This is a genomic window from Bradyrhizobium monzae (assembly GCF_021458635.1).
In the GTDB taxonomy this organism is placed as follows: Bacteria; Pseudomonadota; Alphaproteobacteria; order Rhizobiales; family Xanthobacteraceae; genus Bradyrhizobium.
Genome location: NZ_JAIRDQ010000001.1, coordinates 1700772 through 1722437, shown reverse-complemented (window position 1 = coordinate 1722437; position 21666 = coordinate 1700772). Strand labels below are relative to the sequence as shown.

Sequence of the window (21666 nt, the reverse complement as noted above, 5' to 3'; positions counted from 1 at the left end):
CTGCCCGGCTTTTTCAGACACCAGAGATACGGGCGGGCCGGGCGATTGTTACGGGTGGAGAGACACGAACCCGTGAAAAAAGCCGCGACCCTTGACCCGGCTTGGCGGGGCGGGGAACTCCGGGCTAGATGAACCGGCGCGATCGCTGATCGACTTAAAAATGTGGTGGCTGGAGCTGATCTGACAACATGCTGCGCGTCCTTTCCCTCATTCTCGTCGCCCTGGCCGCCGGTGTCTCGATCGCCTCGGCACAGCCCCAGCTCGGCGACGACCTCGCCACTTGCCGCGACCGCCAGGCCGACGCCCAGGCGCGGACGACGGCCTGCGAGAATCTGCTCAACGCCGACCGCGTCACCGGCAAGGACAAGGCGGTCGCGCTGTCCGTGCGCGGCAATAATCTCATCAACAAGCGCGACAACGTCCATGCGATCGAGACCCTATCCATGGGCTTCGATCTCGATCCCGACAATGCCATCATCCTCAATTTGCGCGGCATCGCCTATGAGCGCACGGGCCAGGACGACCTTGCGATGGCGGACTTCAATCTTGCGCTCCAGAAACGCCCGACCTACGGCGTTCCCTACAACAATCGCGGCGTCATCCAGCTCCGTCGGAACGCGCTGCAAAGCGCGCTCGACGATTTCAGCCTGTCGATCAAATACACGCCCAAATTCATTCTCGGCTGGACCAACCGTGCCCGCGTCCGCACGCTGATGAAGGACTATGACGGCGCGCTCGCCGATTTCGCGGAGGCCGAGAAGATCGATCCGACCGCTCCGCAGATCGCCGGCAACCGCTGCATCACCTACGGCCTGATGGGCAAGTTCGACCAGGCCTTTGCCGATTGCAACGGTCTGATCGAGAAGCAACCGAGGAACACCGGCGCGATCAACAATCGTGCTGATGTCAGCATGATGAAGGGCGATTTCGACGCCGCGTTGAAGGACTACAATGCGGCGCTCCAGATCAACCCGAACAACATTCGCGCCCATTCCGGCCGCGGCCAGCTCTACGAACGCAAGAAGGATCTCGCCCAGGCCCGCGCCGACTATCGCTCGGCCGCCTATTCGCTGACGAAATTCGACGAGCTCGACGTCGCCCGCGCCCGCACCGTCGCGCAGCAGCGGCTCGCCGCGCTGACGCCGCAGACGCCGGGCGGCGCGCCCAGCGGGCGCCGCGTTGCGCTGGTGATCGGCAACGGTGCCTACAAGAACGTTCACGCCCTGCCCAATCCGCCGCGCGACTCGAAGATGATCGCGAGCGTGTTGAAGGATGTCGGCTTCCAGACCGTGATCTCCGTCAGTGACCTCACCCGCGACAAGTTCTTCGACGCGCTCAAGACCTTCGCCGACGAAGCGGAGAAGGCCGATTGGGCCGTGGTCTATTACGCCGGCCACGGATTCGAGATCGGCGGGGTGAACTATCTCGTTCCTGTTGACGCGAAGCTTGCCGTCGACCGGGACGCCGAGACCCAGGCCGTCGCGTTGGAGCAGGTGATCGCCGCCGTCGGTGCCGCGCGAAAAGTGCGTCTGGTGATCCTGGATGCCTGCCGCGACAATCCGTTCGCGCCGACCATGCAGCACACTTTGTCGCTGAAGCTGGTCGACAAGGGCTTTTCCAACATCGAGCCCGGCGCCGGCTTCATGGTGGTCTACGCCGCCAAGCATGGCGAGACCGCGATCGACGGCGACAACGGTGCCGACAGCCCGTTCTCCACCGCGCTCGCCCGCGAGATCAAGGTGCCGAAGGTCGAGATCCGGAAATTGTTCGACATCGTCCGCGACGACGTCTGGTCCGCCACCAAGCACGAGCAGCAGCCGTTTTCGTATGGCTCGCCGCCGGGACGGGAAGATTTTTATTTCGTGGCCGGGAAGTAAAGGCGGCGGTGTTTTAAACCACGATACTCAGACGCTTTGCCGCGCGCGTGATGCCCGTATACAGCCACCGTGCCCGGCTCTCCTGAAACGCAAAGCTTTCGTCGAACAGCACGACGTCGTCCCATTGCGAGCCCTGCGATTTGTGCACGGTCAGCACGTAGCCGTAGTCGAACTCGTCATAGGGCTTGCGCTGCTCCCAGGCGATCGCCTCGACGCCACCCTCGAAGCAATCGGCGCGCACGGAGACCTTGGTGACCTTGTGGCCGAAATCCTCGTCCGGCGAGAGCCGCATCGAGAGGATGCGCGACTTCGAGCGCGAGGTGTTGCGCGATTTCACGCGCCACAGGCCGCCGTTGAACAGGCCCTTCTTGCGGTTGTTGCGCAGGCAGACCAGCTTGTCGCCGGCGACCGGAAAGACGTCCTCGATATTCTGGCGCTGCCGCACCCGCATGTTGTAGGCGCGTCGGGTGTTGTTGCGGCCGACCAGCACCTGGTCGGCGCCCATGACGCGATCGGGATCGAGCTCTTTCCGCGACACCACCTCGCTCTCGCCGTAGCGGCCGATGTCGAGCTCGCGCCCCTCGCGCACGTCCATCGACATCCGCACGATCGGATCGTCCTGGGCCTGGCGATGCACTTCGGTGAGCATCGCATCGGGCTCGGTGTTGGTGAAAAAGCCGCCGCCCTGGATCGGCGGCAGCTGCGCGGGATCCCCGAGCACCAGCAGCGGGCAGTCGAACGACATCAAATCGCGGCCCAGTTCGGCGTCGACCATCGAGCATTCGTCGATCACGATCAGCTTGGCCTTGGACGCCGGCGCGTCGTCCCACAATTCGAAGCTCGGCTGCTCCTCGCCGGATTCGCGGGCGCGATAGATCAGCGAGTGGATGGTGGAGGCCTCGTCGCAACCCTTGTTGCGCATCACCAGCGCGGCCTTGCCGGTAAAGGCGGCAAATTTCACCTCGCCGTCGACGCCCTCGGCGATGTGCCGCGCGAGCGTGGTCTTGCCGGTGCCGGCAAAGCCGAACAGGCGGAAAATCGGCGGCGTGCCGTTGCGGCCGGGCTTGGCCTTCAGCCAATCGCCGACGGCCTTGAGGGCGGCATCCTGATGCGGGGAGAAGTTGGTCATATCTGTCTTGAGGAGGGGGCGAAACGAGGCGATTCGCCGTCTCCCAAAACTAACCATTCGCCCCGCCGGTTCAAGCGGGGCAAATCCGGCTGCCTTCGGCCCTATTGCCAGCCGGGAACGCCGCGCATGTCGGGCAGATGGTGGGCGATGCCCTTGTGGCAGTCGATGCAGGTCTTTTCACCCGTGAACAGGAAGCGCTGGTGCGCCACCGAGGCCCGCGGCGACTGTTTGGTGATGTCCATGGAATCGGCGCTGTGGCAGTTGCGGCATTCCAGGGAATCATTGGCCTTGAAGCGCGCCCATTCATGCGCGGCGAGCTCGAGCCGATGGTCCAGAAACTTTTCCCTTGTGTCGATCGTGCCGAAGATCTTGCCCCAGACTTCCTTGGAGGCCTGCATCTTGCGCGCGATCTTGTCGGTCCAGTTGTGCGGGACGTGGCAATCCGGGCAGGTCGCGCGCACGCCGGAGCGGTTGGTGAAGTGGATGGTCGATTTCAGCTCGGCGAAGACGTTCTCGCGCATCTCGTGACAGCCGGTGCAGAACTTCTCGGTGTTGGTCAGTTCCAGCGCCGTGTTGAAGCCGCCCCAGAAGATCACGCCGGCGGCAAAGCCCGCGAGCACCAGCGTCCCGAGTGCGAAGACGGTGCTCGGCCGCGACAGCACGTCCCACAGCTCGAGCGCGAAATCCCGGCAGCGCAGGATGAAGCCGCGCTTGGCTTTTGACTCGTCAGTTGTCGTCATCGCCGGCCACCCGGACTTGCACGTGACAGCAAGGTGTCGATATCCGTAAAATCGTTGCTCACGGGCGGCACCGCGGTGTTCTGCGGCACGTGGCATTCCGTGCAGAAGAAGCGCCGCGGCGAGATCGAGGCCAGGAACTGGCCGTCGCGGTCCATGAAGTGGGTGATCGAGACCATCGGCGCCTGCGATTCCGACGTGCGCGAGCGCGCATGGCATGACAGGCATTTGTTGCTGTTGAGATCGATCTGGTAGCCGTCGATCGTGTGCGGAATGACCGGCGGCTGCTCCGGATAGTTGCGCGATTCCCGCTCCGACGTGTTGCGGTTCGGCAGCATCGGCGGCGCCGGACCTTCTTCATTGAGCGGGGTGGGGCCGCGCAGGCCCGAACTCACCGTCTGCGCTGTCAGCGAGCTCGCGCCGGCGGCGATCGCGCAGGCGAGCAGGGCGATGCCAAATCGTTGTGTTATGACTGGGTCATCCGCTCGATGCGCACGGCGCATTTCTTGTAGTCGGTCTGCAGCGAGATCGGATCGGTCGCGTCGAGCGTCACCTTGTTGATCAGCTTGGACTCGTCGAACCACGGCACGAACACCAGCCCGCGCGGCGGCCGGTCGCGGCCGCGGGTCTCGACGCGGGCGCGAATGAAGCCGCGGCGGGATTCCACCTTCACCTCGTCGCCGCGGCGGAGTTTTGCTTCCGACGCGTCGTCGGGATGCATGAAGCAGACGGCCTCAGGGAAAGCCTTGTAGAGTTCGGGCACGCGGCGCGTCATGGTGCCGGAATGCCAGTGCTCCAGCACGCGGCCGGTCGAAAGCCAGAACGGATAGTCATTGTCGGGCGATTCCGCCGGCGGCTCGTAGGGCAGCGCGAAGATGCGCGCCCTGCCGTCGGGATAGCCGTAGAACTGCACGTCGGTGCCCTGCTTGACGTAGGGATCACTGCCCTCGCGGAAACGCCAACGCGTCTCCTGGCCGTTCACCACCGGCCAGCGCAGGCCGCGCTCCTTGTGATAGCTTTCGAACGGCGCGAGGTCGTGGCCGTGGCCGCGGCCGAACGAGGCATATTCCTCGAACAGTCCCTTCTGCACGTAGAAGCCGAACGCCTTGGATTCTTCGTTGGCGTAGCCTTCCTCGATCTCCGAGGTCGGAAACTTGTCGACCTGGCCGTTTTTGTAGAGCACGTCGAACAGCGTCTTGCCGCGGACGTCGGGCTTCTTCGCAATCAGCTCCTCCGGCCAGACCTCCTCGATCTTGAAGCGTTTTGAAAACTCCATGAGCTGCCAGAGATCGGACTTGGCCTCGCCGGGCGCCTGGACTAGCTGGTGCCAGAACTGCGTGCGGCGCTCGGCGTTGCCGTAGGCGCCTTCCTTCTCCACCCACATCGCGGTCGGCAGGATCAGATCGGCGGCGAGCGCCGTCACCGACGGATAGGCATCCGAGACCACGATGAAATTGTCGGGGTTGCGGAAGCCCGGATAGGTCTCCTCGTTGGCGTTCGGACCGGCCTGCAGGTTGTTGTTGACCTGGACCCAATAGGCGTTGATCAGGCCGTCCTTCAGCATCCGGCTTTGCAGCACGGCGTGGGCGCCGTTCTTGTCGGGAATGGTGCCTTCCGGCAGCAGCCAGAGATGCTCCGCCTTGTCGCGATGCTCCTTGTTGGTCACGACCATGTCGGCCGGCAGGCGGTGCGAGAAGGTGCCCACCTCGCGCGCGGTGCCGCAGGCCGAGGGCTGCCCGGTCAGCGAGAACGGGCTGTTGCCGGGCGAGGAGATCTTTCCGGTCAGAAGATGGATGTTGTAGACGAGGTTGTTGCACCAGACGCCGCGGGTGTGCTGGTTGAAGCCCATGGTCCAGAACGAGACCACTTTTGTCTTCGGATCGGCATAGAGCTCGGCGAGCGCCTCCAGGCGATTGAGCGGCACGCCGGACATCTGCGCCGCCTTCTCCAGCGTGTAGTCCGAGACGAACTTGACGTACTCGTCGTAGCTCATGTCGGTGGAGTCGTTGGCCTTGGCCGCGCCCGTCGCCTTCTTCTGCAGCGGATGCTCGGGCCGCAGGCCGTAGCCGATATCGGTCTGGCCGCGCCTGAAGATGGTATGAGCGGCGACGAAGTCCTTGTTGACCCGGCCGGTCTTGATGATGTGGTGGGCAATGGCGTTGAGGATGTAGAGATCGGTCTGCGGCTTGAACACCATGCCGATGTCGGCGAGGTCGAACGAGCGGTGCTCGAAGGTCGAGAGCACCGCGACGCGGACATGCGGCGCTGAGAGCCGGCGGTCGGCAAGGCGCGTCCACAGGATCGGATGCATCTCCGCCATGTTGGAGCCCCACAGCACGAAGGCGTCGGTCGCCTCGATGTCGTCATAGCAGCCGGCCGGCTCGTCGATGCCGAAGGTGCGCATCATGCCGGCGACGGCCGAGGCCATGCAGTGACGCGCATTGGGGTCGATATTATTGGTGCGGAAGCCGGCCTTGAACAGCTTTGACGCCGCATAGCCTTCCCAGATCGTCCATTGGCCGGAGCCGAACATGGCGACGCCGTTCGGTCCGCGCTTCTTGAAGGCCTCCTTCCATTTCGCCTCCATGATGTCGAAGGCTTCGGTCCAGGATATTGGCGTGAACTCGCCGTTCTTGTCGTACTTGCCGCCCGTCTTGCGCAGCATCGGCTGCGTCAGGCGATCGTGGCCGTACATGATCTTGGAGAGGAAGTAGCCCTTGACGCAGTTCAGGCCGCGATTGACCTCGGCCTTGATGTCGCCATGGGTGGCGACGACGCGGTTGTCCTTGGTCGCGACCATCACCGAGCAGCCGGTGCCGCAGAAGCGGCAGGCGGCCTTGTCCCATTTCAGTTCGGAGGTGTCGCGCTCGGTGACGAGATTGGCGGCGAGCGCCGGTGCCGGCATCCCCGCGGCGGCCATCGCGATGGCGGCGGCCTCGAGCTTCAGCATCTGGCGGCGGTCGAGCTTTGGCGATGTCATGATGGCTCTCCCGGCCTTCAGGTTTCGATGGCGTGAAACACCAGCGCTGCCGAGTAGACATTCGGCAGCGACTGGATGGTATTGAGCATGGTGCCGAGGCTGCCGGCGTCAGGCGCTTCGGTGACGACGACGAGTTTTCCGCGCGCGTCGCGGCCGTGGATTTCACAGCCGGGAAGTGCGGCGATCTCGGCCTCCAGCTCCGCGAGGCGCTCGGGGCGGGCCTGCACGATGATGCTGGCGATCTCGCAGCCGGGCGGCGGGACGATGCGGTCGGTGCTGAGCACCCGGCCGGTGATCAATGCACGGCGGTTGAGTGTGGCGTGAGCCATGATGCCTGTCTTTCGCTTCAGGGGATCAATGCGGGGAGGGGGGCGGGCCGGGAGGGCCGGCGAACATCTGGTAGATCCAGACCCCGAGCCCGTAAGAGCCGACCGTTCCGACCGCGAGGACGGGCATCACGACCGCGGTCAGGAACAGGAACGCAAAAATCTCCATGCGCTTACGGCGCACGCGCGTCGTCGTGTCGTCAGGGGCCGACATATTCGGTCTCTCTGAAATGGTATTGGAATCGGGACGGCATCCGGGCCGTTGCCTTGCTGCACTTTAGGTCCAACAGGCCGGCTAACGCGTTGATCTAAATCAACTGCTCAAGTTGCGATGATGGTTGCCGCCACGGCCAAGGGCGCAATTTTGGATTGTGCACACGCGAAGGCGATGCGAGAGTTGAGCCTCGAATGGAGACGGCAAGGTGTGACGGGGCTCACGGCCATCGATCTCGGGTTTCGCGGCGCGACGAGCGGCGTGTTCCTGTTGATTATTCTCGTGGCGCTGCTGCGTCGTGCCACTGATCAGCAGGCTATACTCGGCATGGCCATGTGTGCCGGAGGCGTGTTCTACGCCATCGCGACCGCCCCGTTCTTTCCCAAATCGTCATGGTGGTGGGTGTTGCCGATTCTATCCGCGCAGCCTGCCGTGTTCTGGCTGTGGGCGCGCGCGGCGTTCGACGATGATTTCGTGCTGAGGCGATGGCACGGCGCCCTGTGGCTGGGCATCGTGGCCTTCGGCTTTGCGCTCACGGTGGGCTGGGCTTACTGGCCCGCTTTGGCCGGGGCCGGCGGTCGAGGCCTGGCGTTGGTCAATCTGGCACTGGCTTTCGCGGCCGCGGTCCAGACGGTCAAGACCTGGCGCGCCGATCTGGTTGCGCGGCGCCGCCGGCTGCGGCTGGCGATGCTGGCCATGAATGTCGGGCTCATCGCGGTCGTCGCTGGTGCCGGCTTCGCCGCAATTCCCGTCGCGGTCCCCGGTGCGCCCGGCAGTCTTCCGACCGCGCTCGCCCTGTTCGTGGTGGCCATAATTGCCGGACTGGGGTCTTTCGCCACGCAGCCGGTCGTGCCCGTCAACGATGCCACGGCGGCGATCGCATCCGGCAGCGGGCGCGGGGCCGACCGCGCCGCCGCGGAACGGATCGTCGTCGATCCCCGGGTCGCCGTCGATCCCATCCTGCTGCGGCGTCTCGACCATCTGATGACCGTGGAGCGAACCTACCGGCAGGAAGGCCTCGCGATCGGTGCGCTGGCGGCGCGGCTCGACGTTCCCGAGCACCGGCTGCGCCAGGCCATCAACGAAGGGCTGGGCTACCGGAACTTCAATGCGTTCCTCAATCGCTACCGCATCGAGGACGCCAGATTGGCGCTGTCCGACGTGACGCAACGGGAGGTGCCGGTGCTCACCATCGCCATGGATGCCGGCTTCCAGTCGATCGGCCCCTTCAACCGCGCCTTCAAGGCCGAGACCGGCGTGACCCCGACCGAATTCCGGCGCGAGGCGTTCAGCCGGCCGGAAACCGGCTGCGATCCCGGGATCAACCAGCCGCACCGAGAAATCGGCTAGCCGTTTTTTGGATCGGGCGAGAGCGCCGTGCCCCGAATGGGGCAGACTGTGCGGCGAGAATCCTCGCCAGCCGGAATGAGGGCATCCATGTCTGCTTCGATCGCCCCTGCCTCTGAACGACTCCACGCCCTCGATGCACTCAGGGGCGGCGCCCTGCTGCTCGGCATCGTCCTGCACGCGGCAATGTCGTTCGTGCCTGCCTCGCCCAGGTTCTGGTTCATTCAGGACACCCATCCAAGCCTGCTCCTCGGCCTGCTGTCCTTCACCATCCATGTCTTCCGGATGACGACCTTCTTCCTGATGGCCGGCTTCTTCGCCCGCATGAGCTTTCATCGCCGCGGCACCTGGGGTTTCGTCCGGGACAGGCTGCAGCGGATCGGGTTGCCGCTGGTGATCGGCTGGCCGATCCTGTTCACGCCCATGAGCCTCATCGCGATCTGGGCGTCTCATTTCCCGAATGGCGGTTGGTCCCGCAGCTGGCCGCCGGTGTTGCCGAACTTCCCCCTGACCCATCTCTGGTTCCTCTATGTGCTGCTGGAGCTGTATGTCGCGCTGCTGCTGCTGCGCGGCGCCATCGTCTGGCTCGATGCGTCAGGCAGCTGGCGCGCGATCGTTGACCGCGTCTTCGCAGGCATCATGCGCAATCCGCTGGCCCCGCTTGTTCTTGCGATCCCGATCGGCATTGCTTTCAGTCTCGACCAGCGCTGGATCAATGTGATGGGCGTGAGGACGCCGGATCAATCGCTCATCACCAACGCGCAGGCCTGGATCGGCTTCGGCACCGCCTTCGGCGTCGGCTGGCTGCTGCATCGGCAAATCGATCTGCTGCTGCTGCTGCTCGAGCGACGCTGGCTTCCGCACCTCCTGCTCGCGATCGTGCTGATCCTGATCAGCTTCGTGCTCTCGGGCGTGATGCTGTCCTCACCGGGCGCACCGAAACTGCCCTTCAATTTCGCCACGCTCAGGCTCCTTTCCGCCATCCTCTATGCACCGGCAATCTGGATTGCGACCTTCGCGGCCATCGGTCTCGCGCTTCGCTTCATGTCCGGCTTCAGCCGGACCTGGCGCTACCTCGCCGATGCGTCCTACTGGCTCTATCTGATCCACATGCCGATCGTGATGGCGCTGCAGGTCGTGCTGTCGCAACGCGACTGGCCCGGGCTGGTCAAGTTCGCCATCATTCTTCTCGTTGCGATTCCGCCGATGCTGGCGAGCTATCATCTGCTGGTGCGCTTCACCTTCATCGGTGCGGTCCTGAATGGCCGCCGCGCCGAAAAGCGCGTTCTCCCGCAAGGCGGAATTGCGACTGCGTAGACAGCGCCGCCCCGCGCATTAAGATGCCCGCAACAAAAAAATAAGCGGGAGAAGCGTGATGAAGTTCGGCATCTTCTATGAGCTGCAACTGCCGCGGCCCTGGGTGGCCGGCGACGAGCTCAGGCTCTACCAGAACGCGCTCTCGCAGATGGAGCTCGCCGACAAGCTCGGCTACGAGCACGCGTGGGTGGTCGAGCATCACTTCCTCGAAGAATATTCGCACTCGCCGTCGCCCGAGTCGTTCCTCGCCGCTGCGAGCCAGCGCACCAAAAACATCCGGCTCGGCCACGGCATCCTGCAGCTCACCACCAACCATCCGGCGCGCGTTGCCGAGCGCGTTGCGGTGCTCGACCTCTTGTCTAACGGCCGCTGCGAATTCGGCATGGGCGAGAGCGCGTCGATCACCGAGCTGATGCCGTTCGGCCGTGACATGGAGACCAAGAAGGAGGTGTTCGAGGAGGCCGTCGCCGCGATCTTCCCGATGTTCAAGGACGCCGGCTCCGAGCATCACGGCAAGTATTTCGACATCCCCTTGCGCAATGTGGTGCCGAAGCCGGTGCAGAAACCGCATCCGCCGCTGTGGATGGCCTGCTCGCAGCTGCCGACCATCGAGCGCGCCGGCCGCCACGGCTTTGGCGCGTTGGGTTTCCAGTTCGTCAGCGCCGACGCTGCACACGCCTGGGTGCATGCTTACTACAACGCAATGACAAAACGGCTGCACAAGCTCGCCGATTACGAGATCAATCCGAACATGGCGCTGGTGTCGTTCTTCATGTGCGCCAAGACCGACGAGGAGGCGCGCGCCCGCGCTGATGGCGCCACCTTCTTCCAGTTCGCGCTGCGCTTCTACGGCGCCTCGCAGAACCGCCAGCGGCCCGCGCCGTACACCGTCAACATGTGGGACGAGTACAACAAGTGGAAGCGCGACAATCCGGAAGCGCAGGAAGCGGCCTTGCGCGGCGGCCTGATCGGCTCGCCCGAAACGATCCGCAAGAAACTGAGGCGCTTTCAGAGCTCTCACATTGACCAGGTCATCCTGCTCGACCAGGCCGGCAAGAACAGCCACGAGCACATCTGCGAATCGCTCGAGCTGTTCGGTCGCGAGGTGATGCCCGAGTTCCAGAACGACCCGGCGCAGGTGGCCTGGAAACAGGGCGTGATGAGCGGCGAGATCAAGCTGGAAGAGATCGACACCGAGGCTTTTACGGACCGCTACGGCAAGCTCGCGATCAACGTCGCGCCGGCGAAGGCGGCGGCGGGGTAGGCTGGTCGTCAAGTCATGTTGCGAGGACTGACGCGGTCGCCCCTAGCTCCTGCCGTACTGGACTTGATCGTAGGATTGCAGAATCCGGACAAAATCAGCCATGCTGGATCGATCCCGGCTTTCGGCAATGGCCGCAACCTCGGCATTGGATGCGGACTGGCTCCCTTGCCAGAACCGCGTCAGAAGATCGGCGATGTTTCTCATGGCGTACTCTCTGCGGCCAAGCGTGGCAGTAGACACCAATTGAGCGGCAATGCGCCGCTCGGTCGAGAAAGGCCGGCGGGCGCTACGCCGCCGACCTTGCCCTGCAACTGCCGGCTCGCAAGTCCGGTTCCGTTGCTTTTCACTCTGGATTGATTGGTAGCATCAGGCGTTCGGATGGCGCCATTGCGCACGGGTATGAAGGGGGCATACTTAGGTGTACCTGGATTGGTGAACCGGAATCGGTTGACCCGGCCGCTGCGTACGCCGGCCTCGCCGGCTTCCGGTGAATCCCCCTTGCTGCTATCCTCCGGCAAAAGATGTTAGGCGGAGGATAGCGATGCGGTCCCACGGGACGCCCTCAAATCCAGCGGCGGGCGACGTCACGCCCGCGGTGCTCGCCGTCGGCCGTCCGGATTTCCCAAACGTCCTCATCGACACGCTGCATCGGCAGGCCGGCGTCGGCCATTGCATGGTGTTCGCCTTGACACGCGCCGGCGCGGCGAGCTGCCTGCTCGATGTCGGCAATATTCCGACAGGCGGCGATCTCGGCGCGGCCTATGCCGGGCAGTTTCACGAATCCGATCCCAATCGTGATACGCTGTTCGAAGGCGAGGACAGCGCGCCGATCATGCTGCCCTCGTTCGCGCCGCGCATGTACGGCGCGCGCTACCGGAAGATATTCTTCAAGGACTCGGACATCGTCGACAAATGCGCGACTGCGATCTGGGTCGGCGACACCTGCTATTACGTCAATTTCTACCGCATCACCGCCCAAGGCCGCTTTGGCGATGCCGAGCGTGCGCGGCTGCAGGCCATCGCGCCGGCGATCGGCGCCAGCGTCGCACGTCATTTTCAGCAGGCCACGACTGCAGCGCCCGAGCAGAACCTCGCCGCGCTGTTCGCCACGCGCGCGCCACTCTCCGCGCTGACGCCGCGCGAGCAGGAGGTCTGCCGCCACATCCTGCTCGGCCTCAGCTCCGAGGCGATCTCGCAAGCGCTCGGCATCAGCCTGCATTCGACCCTGACCTACCGCAAGCGCGCCTATGAGCGGCTCGGCATTTCCTCGCAGAACGAGTTGTTCGGAATCGTGCTGCGGCTGATTGCGGGGCCTGAGCAACTGAACTAGGGGTGTCCCAAGTTCGCATATCTGCTTCCGGGAGCAAAGCGCACGGCGCGGCCGGCTCTCCGGGATCGTCGCCTTTTGGACCCTGAGCAGACCTGCCGACGACGTCACTGCGGCCTCGTTGCCGTCTAGCTCCTGTTAACAAAATGACAATAGCATCCGGCCTAGGAGCGGCGGAACAACCGGACAATTAGATGCTTTGCGCGATGCAAAGATGATGGACAATCAATGCCTCAGCACGCGACGGACGCATACGATGCGCAAATGTGGACCTATCGGGAACATCTCCGCGGATTGAACCGCCGGCTGGCGGAGGACTACGCTCGCGAGAATGTCCAGCACGTAGCAGAGGCCATCGAGGAGTTGGCCGAGGCACTTCCAGTTGCTCTTGCGATGGCCCAGTTTCACGATGCAATTCGTTGCTCGCCGGCGCAAAATTTCTGGCCTGTCATCCGCCGAACCAAGGGCGTGCTGTTCGTTCGATCACCTGACGTCGGCGGAAGCTGCCCGTGGCCGTGGCAACGAACAAACTCTGGCAATATGCGCTACGGGCTGCCAGGAAATCTGCTCTTTTCACCTTGGCCCCCGAATTTCTACAGAAACGTTCGAAATCGTACGATCGGACTTCAGCGAATGGTCGATCGACTCCAAGCAATGCCAGATACAAGCAGCTTCTTGGACGAAGTTCTTGCCGGTACCATACAGCTTAGAACGCGGCTGGTCAGTGGGCTCATTAGCCAGATCAAAACGTTCCAGGGAATTGCAATGCTCGATAGTATTGCAGCTCTTGACCGATGGTCCGATGAACCACGGCCCGGTTCGAATATCGTGTTGCGGATTTCGCAAGGAGCACTCGTCTATCACGATGGACCCGATCGTTGCGAGATTGAAATTCCCACTGCGCTCACCAAACCTCTCCGGGTGTCCTCGACGCCCGATCGCGCTTTGGAGCGGCATTTGGTCCGCGCCGGACCGCGTTCCTACTACCCTTGAGCCATGGTCCCCTTTTGGGCCCTTAGCTGACGTTGACGCCACTGCACACGAAGCCTGCAAGTGACCTCGAAGCAAACATTCCGCATGGCTCGAAATCCCTCGAGCCACGCTATCCTGTGTCTCGGGCGCAGCCGACGGGCAGCGTGGACTAGCGGCGGACCTTGACTTCGGCGAGTTGATTTTCGCCGGCTAGCTTGCCTCCGGCTAGCAGGCTGCTGCAAATCCACCGAGCCTCTCTGGAGGTCGAGGCCAGGAAGGTTTTGGCCGCTATCCCCGTTGAGCGCATCCCCTTATGATCGGCCGCATGGATATAACTGGTTTCGACCTCAACTTGATGAAGGCCTTTGATGCGCTGTACGCGGAGCGTCATGTGACGCGCGCCGGATCGCGGATCGGCCTCAGCCAGTCGGCAATGAGCGGAGCACTCACGCGTTTGCGAGAGCTTCTTGGGGACGAGCTCTTCGTGCGGACGCCTTCAGGCATGCAGCCGACGCCCCGCGCCCATGACCTTGCTGGTCCCGTCTCGGATGCGCTCCGGCTTCTCCGGAGCGCGCTGCAGGCCGATAGCTTCGACCCCGCGACGGCCGACAATACCGTCACGCTCGCGATGACCGACTATGCCGCGTTCGTCTTGTTGCCGTCGCTCATGGCCCGCCTCAGCGTCGATGCCCCGCACATCAACGTGCGTGTCTGCGGGATGTTCGGACGAGACGAAGCTATCACGCTGCTCGACAGCGGCGAGGCGAACGTCGCGATTGGCTTCCCCGTCGAGACGTCGGCGCGGATTATCAGCAGCCCGCTGTTTTTTGAGAGCTTTGCCTGCGTCGTGCGGGTGGGACACCCGGCGTTCGCTGGTGGTCCAAGCCTCAAGGCTTTCGCAGCGGCGCCGCATCTTCTGGTCTCTCCCGAAGGCGACCGCTCTGGGATCGTCGATCGAAGGCTTGCCGATCTCGGTCTCGAACGGCGCGTCGTGCTGAGCCTGCCGCAATTCCTGGCCGCCCCCTTCGTCATCGCCGGAACCGACCTCGTCGCGACGCTGGCCTCCCGGATCGCACGAAGGTTTGCTGATGCGGGAGCCGGCATAGCGATATATGAGCCGCCGCTCGAATTACCCACCTGGCCACTCCATTTGATGTGGCACCGGCGGGCGGATACGCATGGGGCTATCGCCTGGCTGCGCGGCATCATCACCAAAATCGCAGCCTCGGCTTGACGCCATCGGCGCGATCGATAGCGCCACATCAGGACTCGCGATTTCCATCCGCATTGTCGTTCCGCTTTGTTGGATTCACCGAAATTGAAGAGGTGATCGGCATGCGAGTTTTGGTAACGGGCGCGACTGGCTTGATCGGAGGTGCGGTGGCGCATCGATTGAAGGAGGGAGGTCACGAAATCGTGGGGCTCGCCCGGTCGGAAGCGAGCGCTGGCAAGCTGCTGGACCGAGGCTTCGTGGCGGAGAAGGGTGAGCTTGCCGACCCGGTGAGCCTGGCCGCGGCGGTGCGGGGCGTGGACGCCGTCGTCCATGCCGCTTCGCCCAACGACCAGAACGCTGCGTCTCTCGATGAGATTGCGACGCGTGCAATCCTTGAAGCTTTGCGCGGAACGGGTAAGCGCTTCATCTATACCAGTGGCAGTTTGGTCTACGGCTCGACGGGCGAAACGTCAGCGACCGAGGATACGCCACTGAACCCGGTCGATATGGTCCGCTGGCGCCAGGCGCTGGAACGCGAGATCTTCGCGGCCGGAGCCGAGGGCGTCCATCCGGTCGTTATCCGGCCTGCCTGGGTATATGGCAACTGGGGCGGCGCCGCGATGATGATGGTCGCCGCGGCCAAGGAACATGGCGCGGCGCTTCATGTTGGTGACGGTCAAAATCGCTGGTCGACCGTGCATGCCGACGACCTCGCCGATCTCTATGCGCTCGCGCTCGAGCGGGCACCAGCGGGATCCGTCTTCAATGGTGCGCACGGTTCGGCGCCGCGGTTCGTCGAGATCGCACGCGCAGCGAGCGAGTTAGGCGGTGCCGGGGGCCGAGTAGCGGCCTGGCCGCTCGACGAGGCGCGCAAGATCCTCTGGGCCTTCGCCGATGCGATCGCCTGCGATCAGACCATCTCGGGCGAGAAGGCGAAGCGCGAACTCGGCTGGAATCCCTCACGGGCATCGATAATCGACGAGTTGCACGCTTACGCGTTGGCGGTCGCTTAAGCCATGCACGTGACATTCATCAGGCTGCTTGCCGTTGCCTTCGCCAGTGCAGGTCTGTTCAATGCGATCGGGACATCGACGACGCGGAGCAACTTTGTTCGATGGGGGTATCCTGCGTGGTGGTGCCGAGTCACCGGCGGATTGGAGATATCGGCCGCCATCCTGGTCGCTATACCGGCGACCCGTGCAGCAGGTTTGATTCTCTGCGCCCTCATTCTCGCGGCGGCAGCTTTGACCATCCTGCGACATCGGGAGTTTTCCCATCTCGCGCCGATCGGTTGTTTTGCTGCCTTGCTCCTGATGGCGAGCCGGATTTCCTGAAGGATCGGCGGCTTCCGGGCACTTGGGGAAGCTGCCGATCGGCTTGGAATGCGGAAGGAGAACGACTCCCCTTGGGCGTCAAACCGTCTGTCCCTATCACTAGGGACAGACGCGGGCTGCGGAGTTCGATAATCTGGCGTGAAGCAAACGAGATCCAGAGGGAACACGCTTGAGCACCGCGCCACGCATCGACATCGACCCTGTCGCGTTCTGGGCTGATCCCTATCCGATGCTTGCCAAACTGCGCAAGGAAGCGCCGATCGCCTTCGTGCCGCAGCTCGGTTCGACGCTGTTGGCAGCCCGCGACGACATCTCGATCTCCGAGAAGCAGATCGACGTGTTCTCCTCGCACCAGCCCGCCGGCCTGATGAACCGGCTGATGGGCCACAACATGATGCGCAAGGACGGCGAGGCGCATCAGGTCGAGCGGCGCGCGATGTTTCCGACGGTGTCGCCGAAGACGGTGAAGGCGCACTGGACCGCGCTGTTTCAGGCCCATGCCGACCGCATCATCGCTGGCGTCGAGCCCGGCAGCCGGATCGATTTCATGCGCGACTTTGCGCTGCCGTTTTCCGGCGAATGCCTGAAGTCGATCACCGGCCTCACCAATATCGGCTTCGCCGACATGGACGCGTGGTCGCAGGGCATGATCGAGGGCATCGCCAATTACGGCGGCGATCCCGCGGTCGAGGCGCGCTGCCACGCCGCGACGTCGGGCATCGATGCTGCGATCGACGACATCCTGCCGGTGATGCGCAAGCATCCCGACCGGAGCATTCTCGGCGTGCTGCTCGCCTCCGGCATGCCGATGGAGAGCGTGCGCGCGAATGTCAAACTCGCGATCTCCGGCGGCCAGAACGAGCCGCGCAAGGCGATCGCCGGCACGGTGTGGGCGCTGCTGACCCATCCCGATCAGCTCGCGCTCGTGCGCAAGGGCGAAGTGACCTGGCTCGAGGCCTTCGAGGAATACGCGCGCTGGATCTCGCCGATCGGCATGTCGCCGCGGCGGATCGCAAAACCGTGGTCGATCCGTGACGTCGCGTTCGAAACGGACGAGCGCGTGTTCCTGATGTTCGGTTCCGCCAACCGCGACGAGAAGCATTTTGAGCGCGCCGACCAGTTCGACGTGCGGCGTGACACCTCGAAGAGCGTCGCCTTCGGTGCCGGTCCGCATTTCTGCGCCGGTGCCTGGGCCTCGCGCGCGATGATCGCCGACGTCGCGCTGCCGACGGTGTTTGCGCGTGCCGGGCATATCGAGCTTGCCGACGACGAGCCGGTGCGGATCGGCGGCTGGGCGTTCAGGGGCCTGCAGAATTTGCCGGTGCGGTGGCTGCAATAGCCCGGCACGAGCCGTCCACCCGAACGTCGCCATCATGCCATCTTGCGCCTGTTTTGCCCGACGTGTCAAATTTATTTCGGATAATTGGCAGGCGATGGTTTTCGCACACCCCGGCTACTGTGCATGGGGTTGTTTTTCGCTTTTCCGTTCCGGCTCCGAGCTTGCGATCGAACGTCCGCGGCCTTCACAACCGCGTGCAGAAAAATTCCATCTTCATTCGCTCCGCCGTTTGAAAGATTAATCATGCGCGCTGACCTGCGCGCAGTGCTCGCATCGCTATTTTCCCGCGCGTCTCGACAGCTTTCTCGCTTCGCACCATCATTCACCGAGACATGAATGATGACGGCCGCCTGCGGCCGGGAGACTGGAATGCAGCGTCGTGACTTTCTGAAACTGTCCGCTGGAACCGCCGCCGCAGCTGCGTTTGCTTCGCGCGCCAGCGCGCAAGGCGCGGTGAAGGAAATTCGCATCGGCTACCAGAAGACCGGCGTGCTGGTCATCGCGCGCCAGCAGGCCTTTCTGGAAAAACATTTCAACCCGCAAGGCATCGAGGTGAAGTGGGTCGAGTTCTCCTCGGGCCCTCCGATGATGGAGGCGATGAATGTCGGCAGCGTCGATTTCGGCTCGGTCGGCGATTCCCCGCCGGTGTTCGCCCAGGCCGCAGGCGCGGCGATCGTCTATGCCGCCGGCCAGCCGATCACCAACGGGCAGGGCATCCTGGTGCCCAGGGATTCGCCGATCCGATCGATCGGCGATTTGAAGGGAAAGCGCGTCGGCTTCACCAAGGGGTCCAGCGCCCATAACGTCGTGGTGCAGACGCTGGAGAAGGCGGACCTCACCTATGCCGACATCACCCCGGTCTATCTGACGCCGCCGGACGCCGGTCCCGCCTTCGCCAATGGCAGCATCGAGGCCTGGGCGATCTGGGATCCGTATTTCGCAATCGGCGAGACCAGGCAGAGCGGCCGCATCCTGATCAATGCGCGCGAGGTCACCAAGACCAATTCCTTCTATATCGCCAACCGTGATTTCGCGAAGAATCATGGCGCGATCCTGCAACAGATCGTCGACGTGACGACCGCGAGCGGGAAGTGGGCCGAACAGCACCGTGGCGAGGTCGCCAGATCGCTGGCCGCTGTCACCGGCGTCCCGCTGGATATCCAGACCGTCGCGGCCGACCGCGCAAACTTCGTGGTCGGCCCCGTCACCGACGACATCGTCGTGACGCAGCAGGGCGTCGCCGACCGCTTCCACAAGCTCGGCCTGATTCCGAAGCCGATCGTCATCCGCGACATCGTCTGGCGCAGCACGGCGACCTGATCGTGCCAACCAATCTCCCCACTTCAAAAGGTCTGAACATGAGGCGTATCATTCAGCGTCTGATCGCGGCGATCGTGCTCTCGATCGGCATCGTCGCCGCCGCAGTCGGCACCTCCTACGGTCAGGACAAGGTGGTCCGCATCGGCTACCAGAAATACGGCAAGCTGGTGCTGCTCAAGAGCAAGGGCACGCTGGAGCCGAAGCTCGCCGCCTCCGGCTACAAGGTGGTGTGGACCGAATTCCCGTCCGGCCCGCCGCTGCTCGAAGCGCTCAATGTCGGCGCGATCGATTTCGGCAACACCGGCGAAGCCCCGCCGATCTTCGCGCAGGCCGCCGGCGCGCCGATCCAGTACGTCGCCTATGAGCCGCCCGCGCCGAAAGGCGAGGCGATCCTGGTGCCGAAGGACAGCCCCCTGAAGTCGGTGGCCGATCTCAAAGGCAAGAAGGTCGCGCTCAACAAGGGCTCCAACGTTCACTATCTCCTGGTCAAGGCGCTGGAGAAGGCGGGCGTCAGATATTCCGAGATCGAGCCGGTGTTCCTGGCACCCGCCGATGCGCGCGCCGCCTTCGAGCGCGGCGCGGTCGATGCGTGGGTGATCTGGGATCCGTTCCAGGCCGCGGCCGAAGCGGCGACCGGCGCGCGCACGCTCGCTGACGGCACCGACATCGTTGCCAACTACCAGTTCTATTTCTCCTCGAAGAAGTTCCTCGACGCCAACCCCAGGATCGTCGACGCCGTGCTCACTGAACTGAGCACCGTCGACGATTGGGCCAAGGGCGACATCCATGCGGTGGCCGAGCAGCTCGCGCCGGCGATCGGACTGTCCGTCCCGGTGGTCGAGGTGGCGCTGAAGCGGCAGGCCTACGGCATCAAGCCGCTGACCGATGCCGCCATCGCCGATCAGCAGCAGGTTGCCGACGCGTTCTTCGCGCTCAACCTGATCCCCAAGGCAATCAAGATTTCCGACGTGGCGCGGAGGCCAGGAACATGAGCAAGATCACGAGTCAACAATCCAACGCCAACATCCTCTGGTTCCTGCCGACCCACGGCGATGGCCGCTATCTCGGCACCGGCATCGGCGGCCGCGAGGTCAATTTCAACTATCTGCGCCAGGTCGCGCAGGCGGCTGACCAGCTCGGCTATTTCGGCGTGCTGCTGCCGACGGGACGGAGTTGCGAGGATTCCTGGGTCGTCGCCTCCAGCGTGGCGCCGTTTACCGAGCGGCTGCGCTATCTCGTGGCCGTTCGTCCCGGGCTGCAATCGCCGACCGTAGCGGCGCGCATGACCGCGACGCTCGATCGCATCACCAATGGCCGGCTGCTCGTCAACGTCGTCACCGGCGGCGATCCCGTCGAGAACAAGGGCGACGGCATTTTCCTCGGCCATGACGAGCGCTACGAGGTCACGCGCGAGTTCCTCAACGTCTATAGCGATTTGCTCGCTGGCAAGACCGTCAATGTCGAGGGCAAGCACATCCACATCGAGGACGGCAAGCTGCTGTTCCATCCCGTGCAGTCGCCGCGGCCGCCGCTTTATTTCGGCGGTTCGTCGGATGCGGGCATCGATGTCGCTGTCGACACCGTCGACAAATATCTCACCTGGGGCGAGCCGCCGGCGCTGGTCGCCGAGAAGGTCGCGAGGGTGAGGGCGGTCGCAGAGGCGCGTGGCCGCAAGCTGTCCTTCGGCATCCGCCTTCACGTGATTGTTCGCGAGACCAACGAAGAAGCCTGGAGCGCCGCGAACGAGCTGATCAAGCATGTCAGCGACGACACCATCGCCACCGCGCAGAAGAACTTTGCGCGGATGGACTCGGTCGGTCAGCAGCGCATGGCGCAACTCCATGGCGGCAAGCGCGACAAGCTCGAGATCGCCCCGAATCTCTGGGCCGGTGTCGGCCTGGTGCGCGGCGGCGCCGGCACGGCGCTGGTCGGCGACGCCCAGACGGTCGCCGCGCGCATCAAGGAGTATCAGGACATCGGCATCGATACTTTCATCTTGTCGGGCTACCCGCATCTGGAAGAAGCCTATCGCTTCGCCGAGCTGGTCTTCCCGCTGCTCTCGCTGGAACAGCCGAGCAACGTGACCAAGCTGCACTTCAACGGCGGTCCCTTCGGCGAGACGGTCGGCAGCGATTACCGTCCGCAGCATCGGGTGTCGCAATCATGAGCTTGATCGATAGCGTTTCGCTTCCACGCAACTTCCGCCTGCCGCGCGTCGACGGCCTGGTCCAGTGGATCGTGCCGCTTGCCATCATCGCGATCTGGCAGGTGGCGAGCGTCACCGGCTTCGTACCGGTGCGCGTGCTGCCGGCGCCGAGCGATGTCGCGCTCGCCGGCTGGAAGCTGCTGCTGTCCGGCGAGCTGATCCGCAACATCTGGGTCTCGTTCTGGCGCGCCTCGATCGGCTTCCTGATCGGCGGCAGCATCGGTTTCGCCTTCGGGCTCGCGAACGGGCTGTCGCAGCTCTCCGCAAAACTCACCGACACCACGCTCCAGATGGTGCGCAACGTGCCGCATCTGGCGCTGATCCCGCTGGTCATTTTGTGGTTCGGCATCGACGAGAGCGCAAAGCTGTTTCTCGTTGCGCTCGGCGTTTTCTTCCCGATCTATCTCAACACGCTGCACGGCATCCGTACCGTGGATCCGCACCTGATCGAGATGGGACGGATTTACGGCATGAGCGACGGCGAGCTGTTCCGCCGCGTGATCTTTCCGGGCGCGCTGCCGTCGATCTTCGTCGGCATCCGTTTCGCGCTCGGCATCATGTGGCTGACCCTGATCGTCGCGGAGACCATCGCCGCGTCGTCGGGTCTCGGCTACATGGCGATGCAGGCGCGCGAGTTCATGCTGATCGACGTCGTCGTGCTCTCGATCCTGATCTACGCCCTGCTCGGCAAGCTCGCCGACAGCGCATCCCGCGTGCTGGAGCGCCTGACGCTCTCCTGGCACCCCGCCTTCCAAAAACGCTGA

General features: G+C 63.8%; 21 protein-coding genes. 14 read left to right on the top strand and 7 right to left on the bottom strand.

Annotated elements, in window-relative coordinates:
* Positions 1 to 188 precede the first annotated feature (188 nt).
* The gene (locus K3F49_RS08370; protein WP_234680399.1) at positions 189 to 1877 is read left to right on the top strand and encodes a caspase family protein; all 1689 of its coding nucleotides are present in this window, start codon (positions 189 to 191) and stop codon (positions 1875 to 1877) included.
* A 13-nt stretch (positions 1878 to 1890) separates the two neighbouring features.
* On the opposite strand, the gene K3F49_RS08365 is transcribed toward K3F49_RS08370, so the two are convergent.
* From K3F49_RS08365 to napE, 6 genes are all read right to left on the bottom strand, one after another.
* Positions 1891 to 3006: an ATP-dependent DNA helicase gene (locus K3F49_RS08365; protein WP_234680398.1), complete on the bottom strand. Its 1116-nt coding sequence runs from the start codon at positions 3004 to 3006 to the stop codon at positions 1891 to 1893.
* A 101-nt stretch (positions 3007 to 3107) separates the two neighbouring features.
* The gene (locus K3F49_RS08360) at positions 3108 to 3746 is read right to left on the bottom strand and encodes a NapC/NirT family cytochrome c (RefSeq protein ID WP_234680397.1); all 639 of its coding nucleotides are present in this window, start codon (positions 3744 to 3746) and stop codon (positions 3108 to 3110) included.
* On the bottom strand, positions 3743 to 4246 hold the full coding sequence (locus K3F49_RS08355) for a nitrate reductase cytochrome c-type subunit (protein WP_234680396.1): 504 nt from the start codon (positions 4244 to 4246) through the stop codon (positions 3743 to 3745). The genes K3F49_RS08360 and K3F49_RS08355 overlap by 4 nt, the downstream gene beginning before the upstream one ends.
* A complete protein-coding gene (gene napA, locus K3F49_RS08350) occupies positions 4210 to 6723 on the bottom strand; it encodes a nitrate reductase catalytic subunit NapA (protein WP_234680395.1) in 2514 nt (837 codons plus the stop codon). The genes K3F49_RS08355 and napA overlap by 37 nt, the downstream gene beginning before the upstream one ends.
* Before the next feature lie 17 nt (positions 6724 to 6740).
* Positions 6741 to 7052 carry a chaperone NapD gene (locus K3F49_RS08345; RefSeq protein WP_234680394.1) on the bottom strand — a complete coding sequence of 104 codons (312 nt, stop codon included), beginning with the start codon at positions 7050 to 7052 and terminating at the stop codon, positions 6741 to 6743.
* A 25-nt stretch (positions 7053 to 7077) separates the two neighbouring features.
* On the bottom strand, positions 7078 to 7263 hold the full coding sequence (gene napE / locus K3F49_RS08340) for a periplasmic nitrate reductase, NapE protein (RefSeq protein ID WP_074122641.1): 186 nt from the start codon (positions 7261 to 7263) through the stop codon (positions 7078 to 7080).
* Between the two features lie 174 nt (positions 7264 to 7437).
* On the opposite strand from napE, the gene K3F49_RS08335 reads away from it, so the two are divergent.
* From K3F49_RS08335 to K3F49_RS08325, 3 genes are all read left to right on the top strand, one after another.
* Positions 7438 to 8613, top strand: coding sequence for an AraC family transcriptional regulator (locus tag K3F49_RS08335; RefSeq protein ID WP_234680596.1), 1176 nt, complete (start codon positions 7438 to 7440; stop codon positions 8611 to 8613).
* Positions 8614 to 8700: 87 nt separating this feature from the next.
* Positions 8701 to 9927, top strand: a complete 1227-nt coding sequence (locus K3F49_RS08330; protein WP_234680393.1) for an acyltransferase family protein — start codon at positions 8701 to 8703, stop codon at positions 9925 to 9927.
* A 58-nt stretch (positions 9928 to 9985) separates the two neighbouring features.
* Positions 9986 to 11191 (top strand): LLM class flavin-dependent oxidoreductase, encoded by a 1206-nt coding sequence (locus K3F49_RS08325; protein WP_234680392.1) that lies wholly within the window; start codon positions 9986 to 9988, stop codon positions 11189 to 11191.
* Positions 11192 to 11233: 42 nt separating this feature from the next.
* On the opposite strand, the gene K3F49_RS08320 is transcribed toward K3F49_RS08325, so the two are convergent.
* Positions 11234 to 11395, bottom strand: coding sequence for a hypothetical protein (locus K3F49_RS08320; protein ID WP_234680391.1), 162 nt, complete (start codon positions 11393 to 11395; stop codon positions 11234 to 11236).
* A 337-nt stretch (positions 11396 to 11732) separates the two neighbouring features.
* Here K3F49_RS08320 and K3F49_RS08315 point away from each other — a divergent pair, with 337 nt between their 5' ends.
* The 10 genes from K3F49_RS08315 to ssuC all read left to right on the top strand — a co-directional run bounded on the left by K3F49_RS08315 (position 11733) and on the right by ssuC (position 21666).
* A complete protein-coding gene (locus K3F49_RS08315; RefSeq protein ID WP_234680390.1) occupies positions 11733 to 12521 on the top strand; it encodes a helix-turn-helix transcriptional regulator in 789 nt (262 codons plus the stop codon).
* Between the two features lie 261 nt (positions 12522 to 12782).
* Positions 12783 to 13511, top strand: a complete 729-nt coding sequence (locus K3F49_RS08310; RefSeq protein ID WP_234680389.1) for a hypothetical protein — start codon at positions 12783 to 12785, stop codon at positions 13509 to 13511.
* A gap of 292 nt (positions 13512 to 13803) precedes the next feature.
* Entirely contained in the window at positions 13804 to 14724 is a 921-nt protein-coding gene (locus tag K3F49_RS08305) for a LysR family transcriptional regulator (RefSeq protein WP_234680388.1), read from the top strand.
* Positions 14725 to 14777: 53 nt separating this feature from the next.
* Positions 14778 to 15716: an NAD-dependent epimerase/dehydratase family protein gene (locus K3F49_RS08300; protein WP_234680387.1), complete on the top strand. Its 939-nt coding sequence runs from the start codon at positions 14778 to 14780 to the stop codon at positions 15714 to 15716.
* 3 nt (positions 15717 to 15719) lie between these two features.
* Positions 15720 to 16037: a DoxX family protein gene (locus K3F49_RS08295; protein WP_234680386.1), complete on the top strand. Its 318-nt coding sequence runs from the start codon at positions 15720 to 15722 to the stop codon at positions 16035 to 16037.
* A gap of 169 nt (positions 16038 to 16206) precedes the next feature.
* Complete coding sequence (locus tag K3F49_RS08290) at positions 16207 to 17376, top strand: cytochrome P450 (protein WP_234680385.1); 1170 nt, start codon at positions 16207 to 16209, stop codon at positions 17374 to 17376.
* Between the two features lie 369 nt (positions 17377 to 17745).
* Positions 17746 to 18696 carry a sulfonate ABC transporter substrate-binding protein gene (locus K3F49_RS08285; protein WP_234680384.1) on the top strand — a complete coding sequence of 317 codons (951 nt, stop codon included), beginning with the start codon at positions 17746 to 17748 and terminating at the stop codon, positions 18694 to 18696.
* A 38-nt stretch (positions 18697 to 18734) separates the two neighbouring features.
* Positions 18735 to 19688, top strand: coding sequence for a sulfonate ABC transporter substrate-binding protein (locus K3F49_RS08280; RefSeq protein WP_234680383.1), 954 nt, complete (start codon positions 18735 to 18737; stop codon positions 19686 to 19688).
* Entirely contained in the window at positions 19685 to 20863 is a 1179-nt protein-coding gene (gene ssuD / locus K3F49_RS08275) for an FMNH2-dependent alkanesulfonate monooxygenase (protein WP_234680382.1), read from the top strand. The genes K3F49_RS08280 and ssuD overlap by 4 nt, the downstream gene beginning before the upstream one ends.
* A complete protein-coding gene (gene ssuC / locus K3F49_RS08270; protein WP_234680381.1) occupies positions 20860 to 21666 on the top strand; it encodes an aliphatic sulfonate ABC transporter permease SsuC in 807 nt (268 codons plus the stop codon). Before ssuD ends, ssuC begins: the two co-directional genes overlap by 4 nt.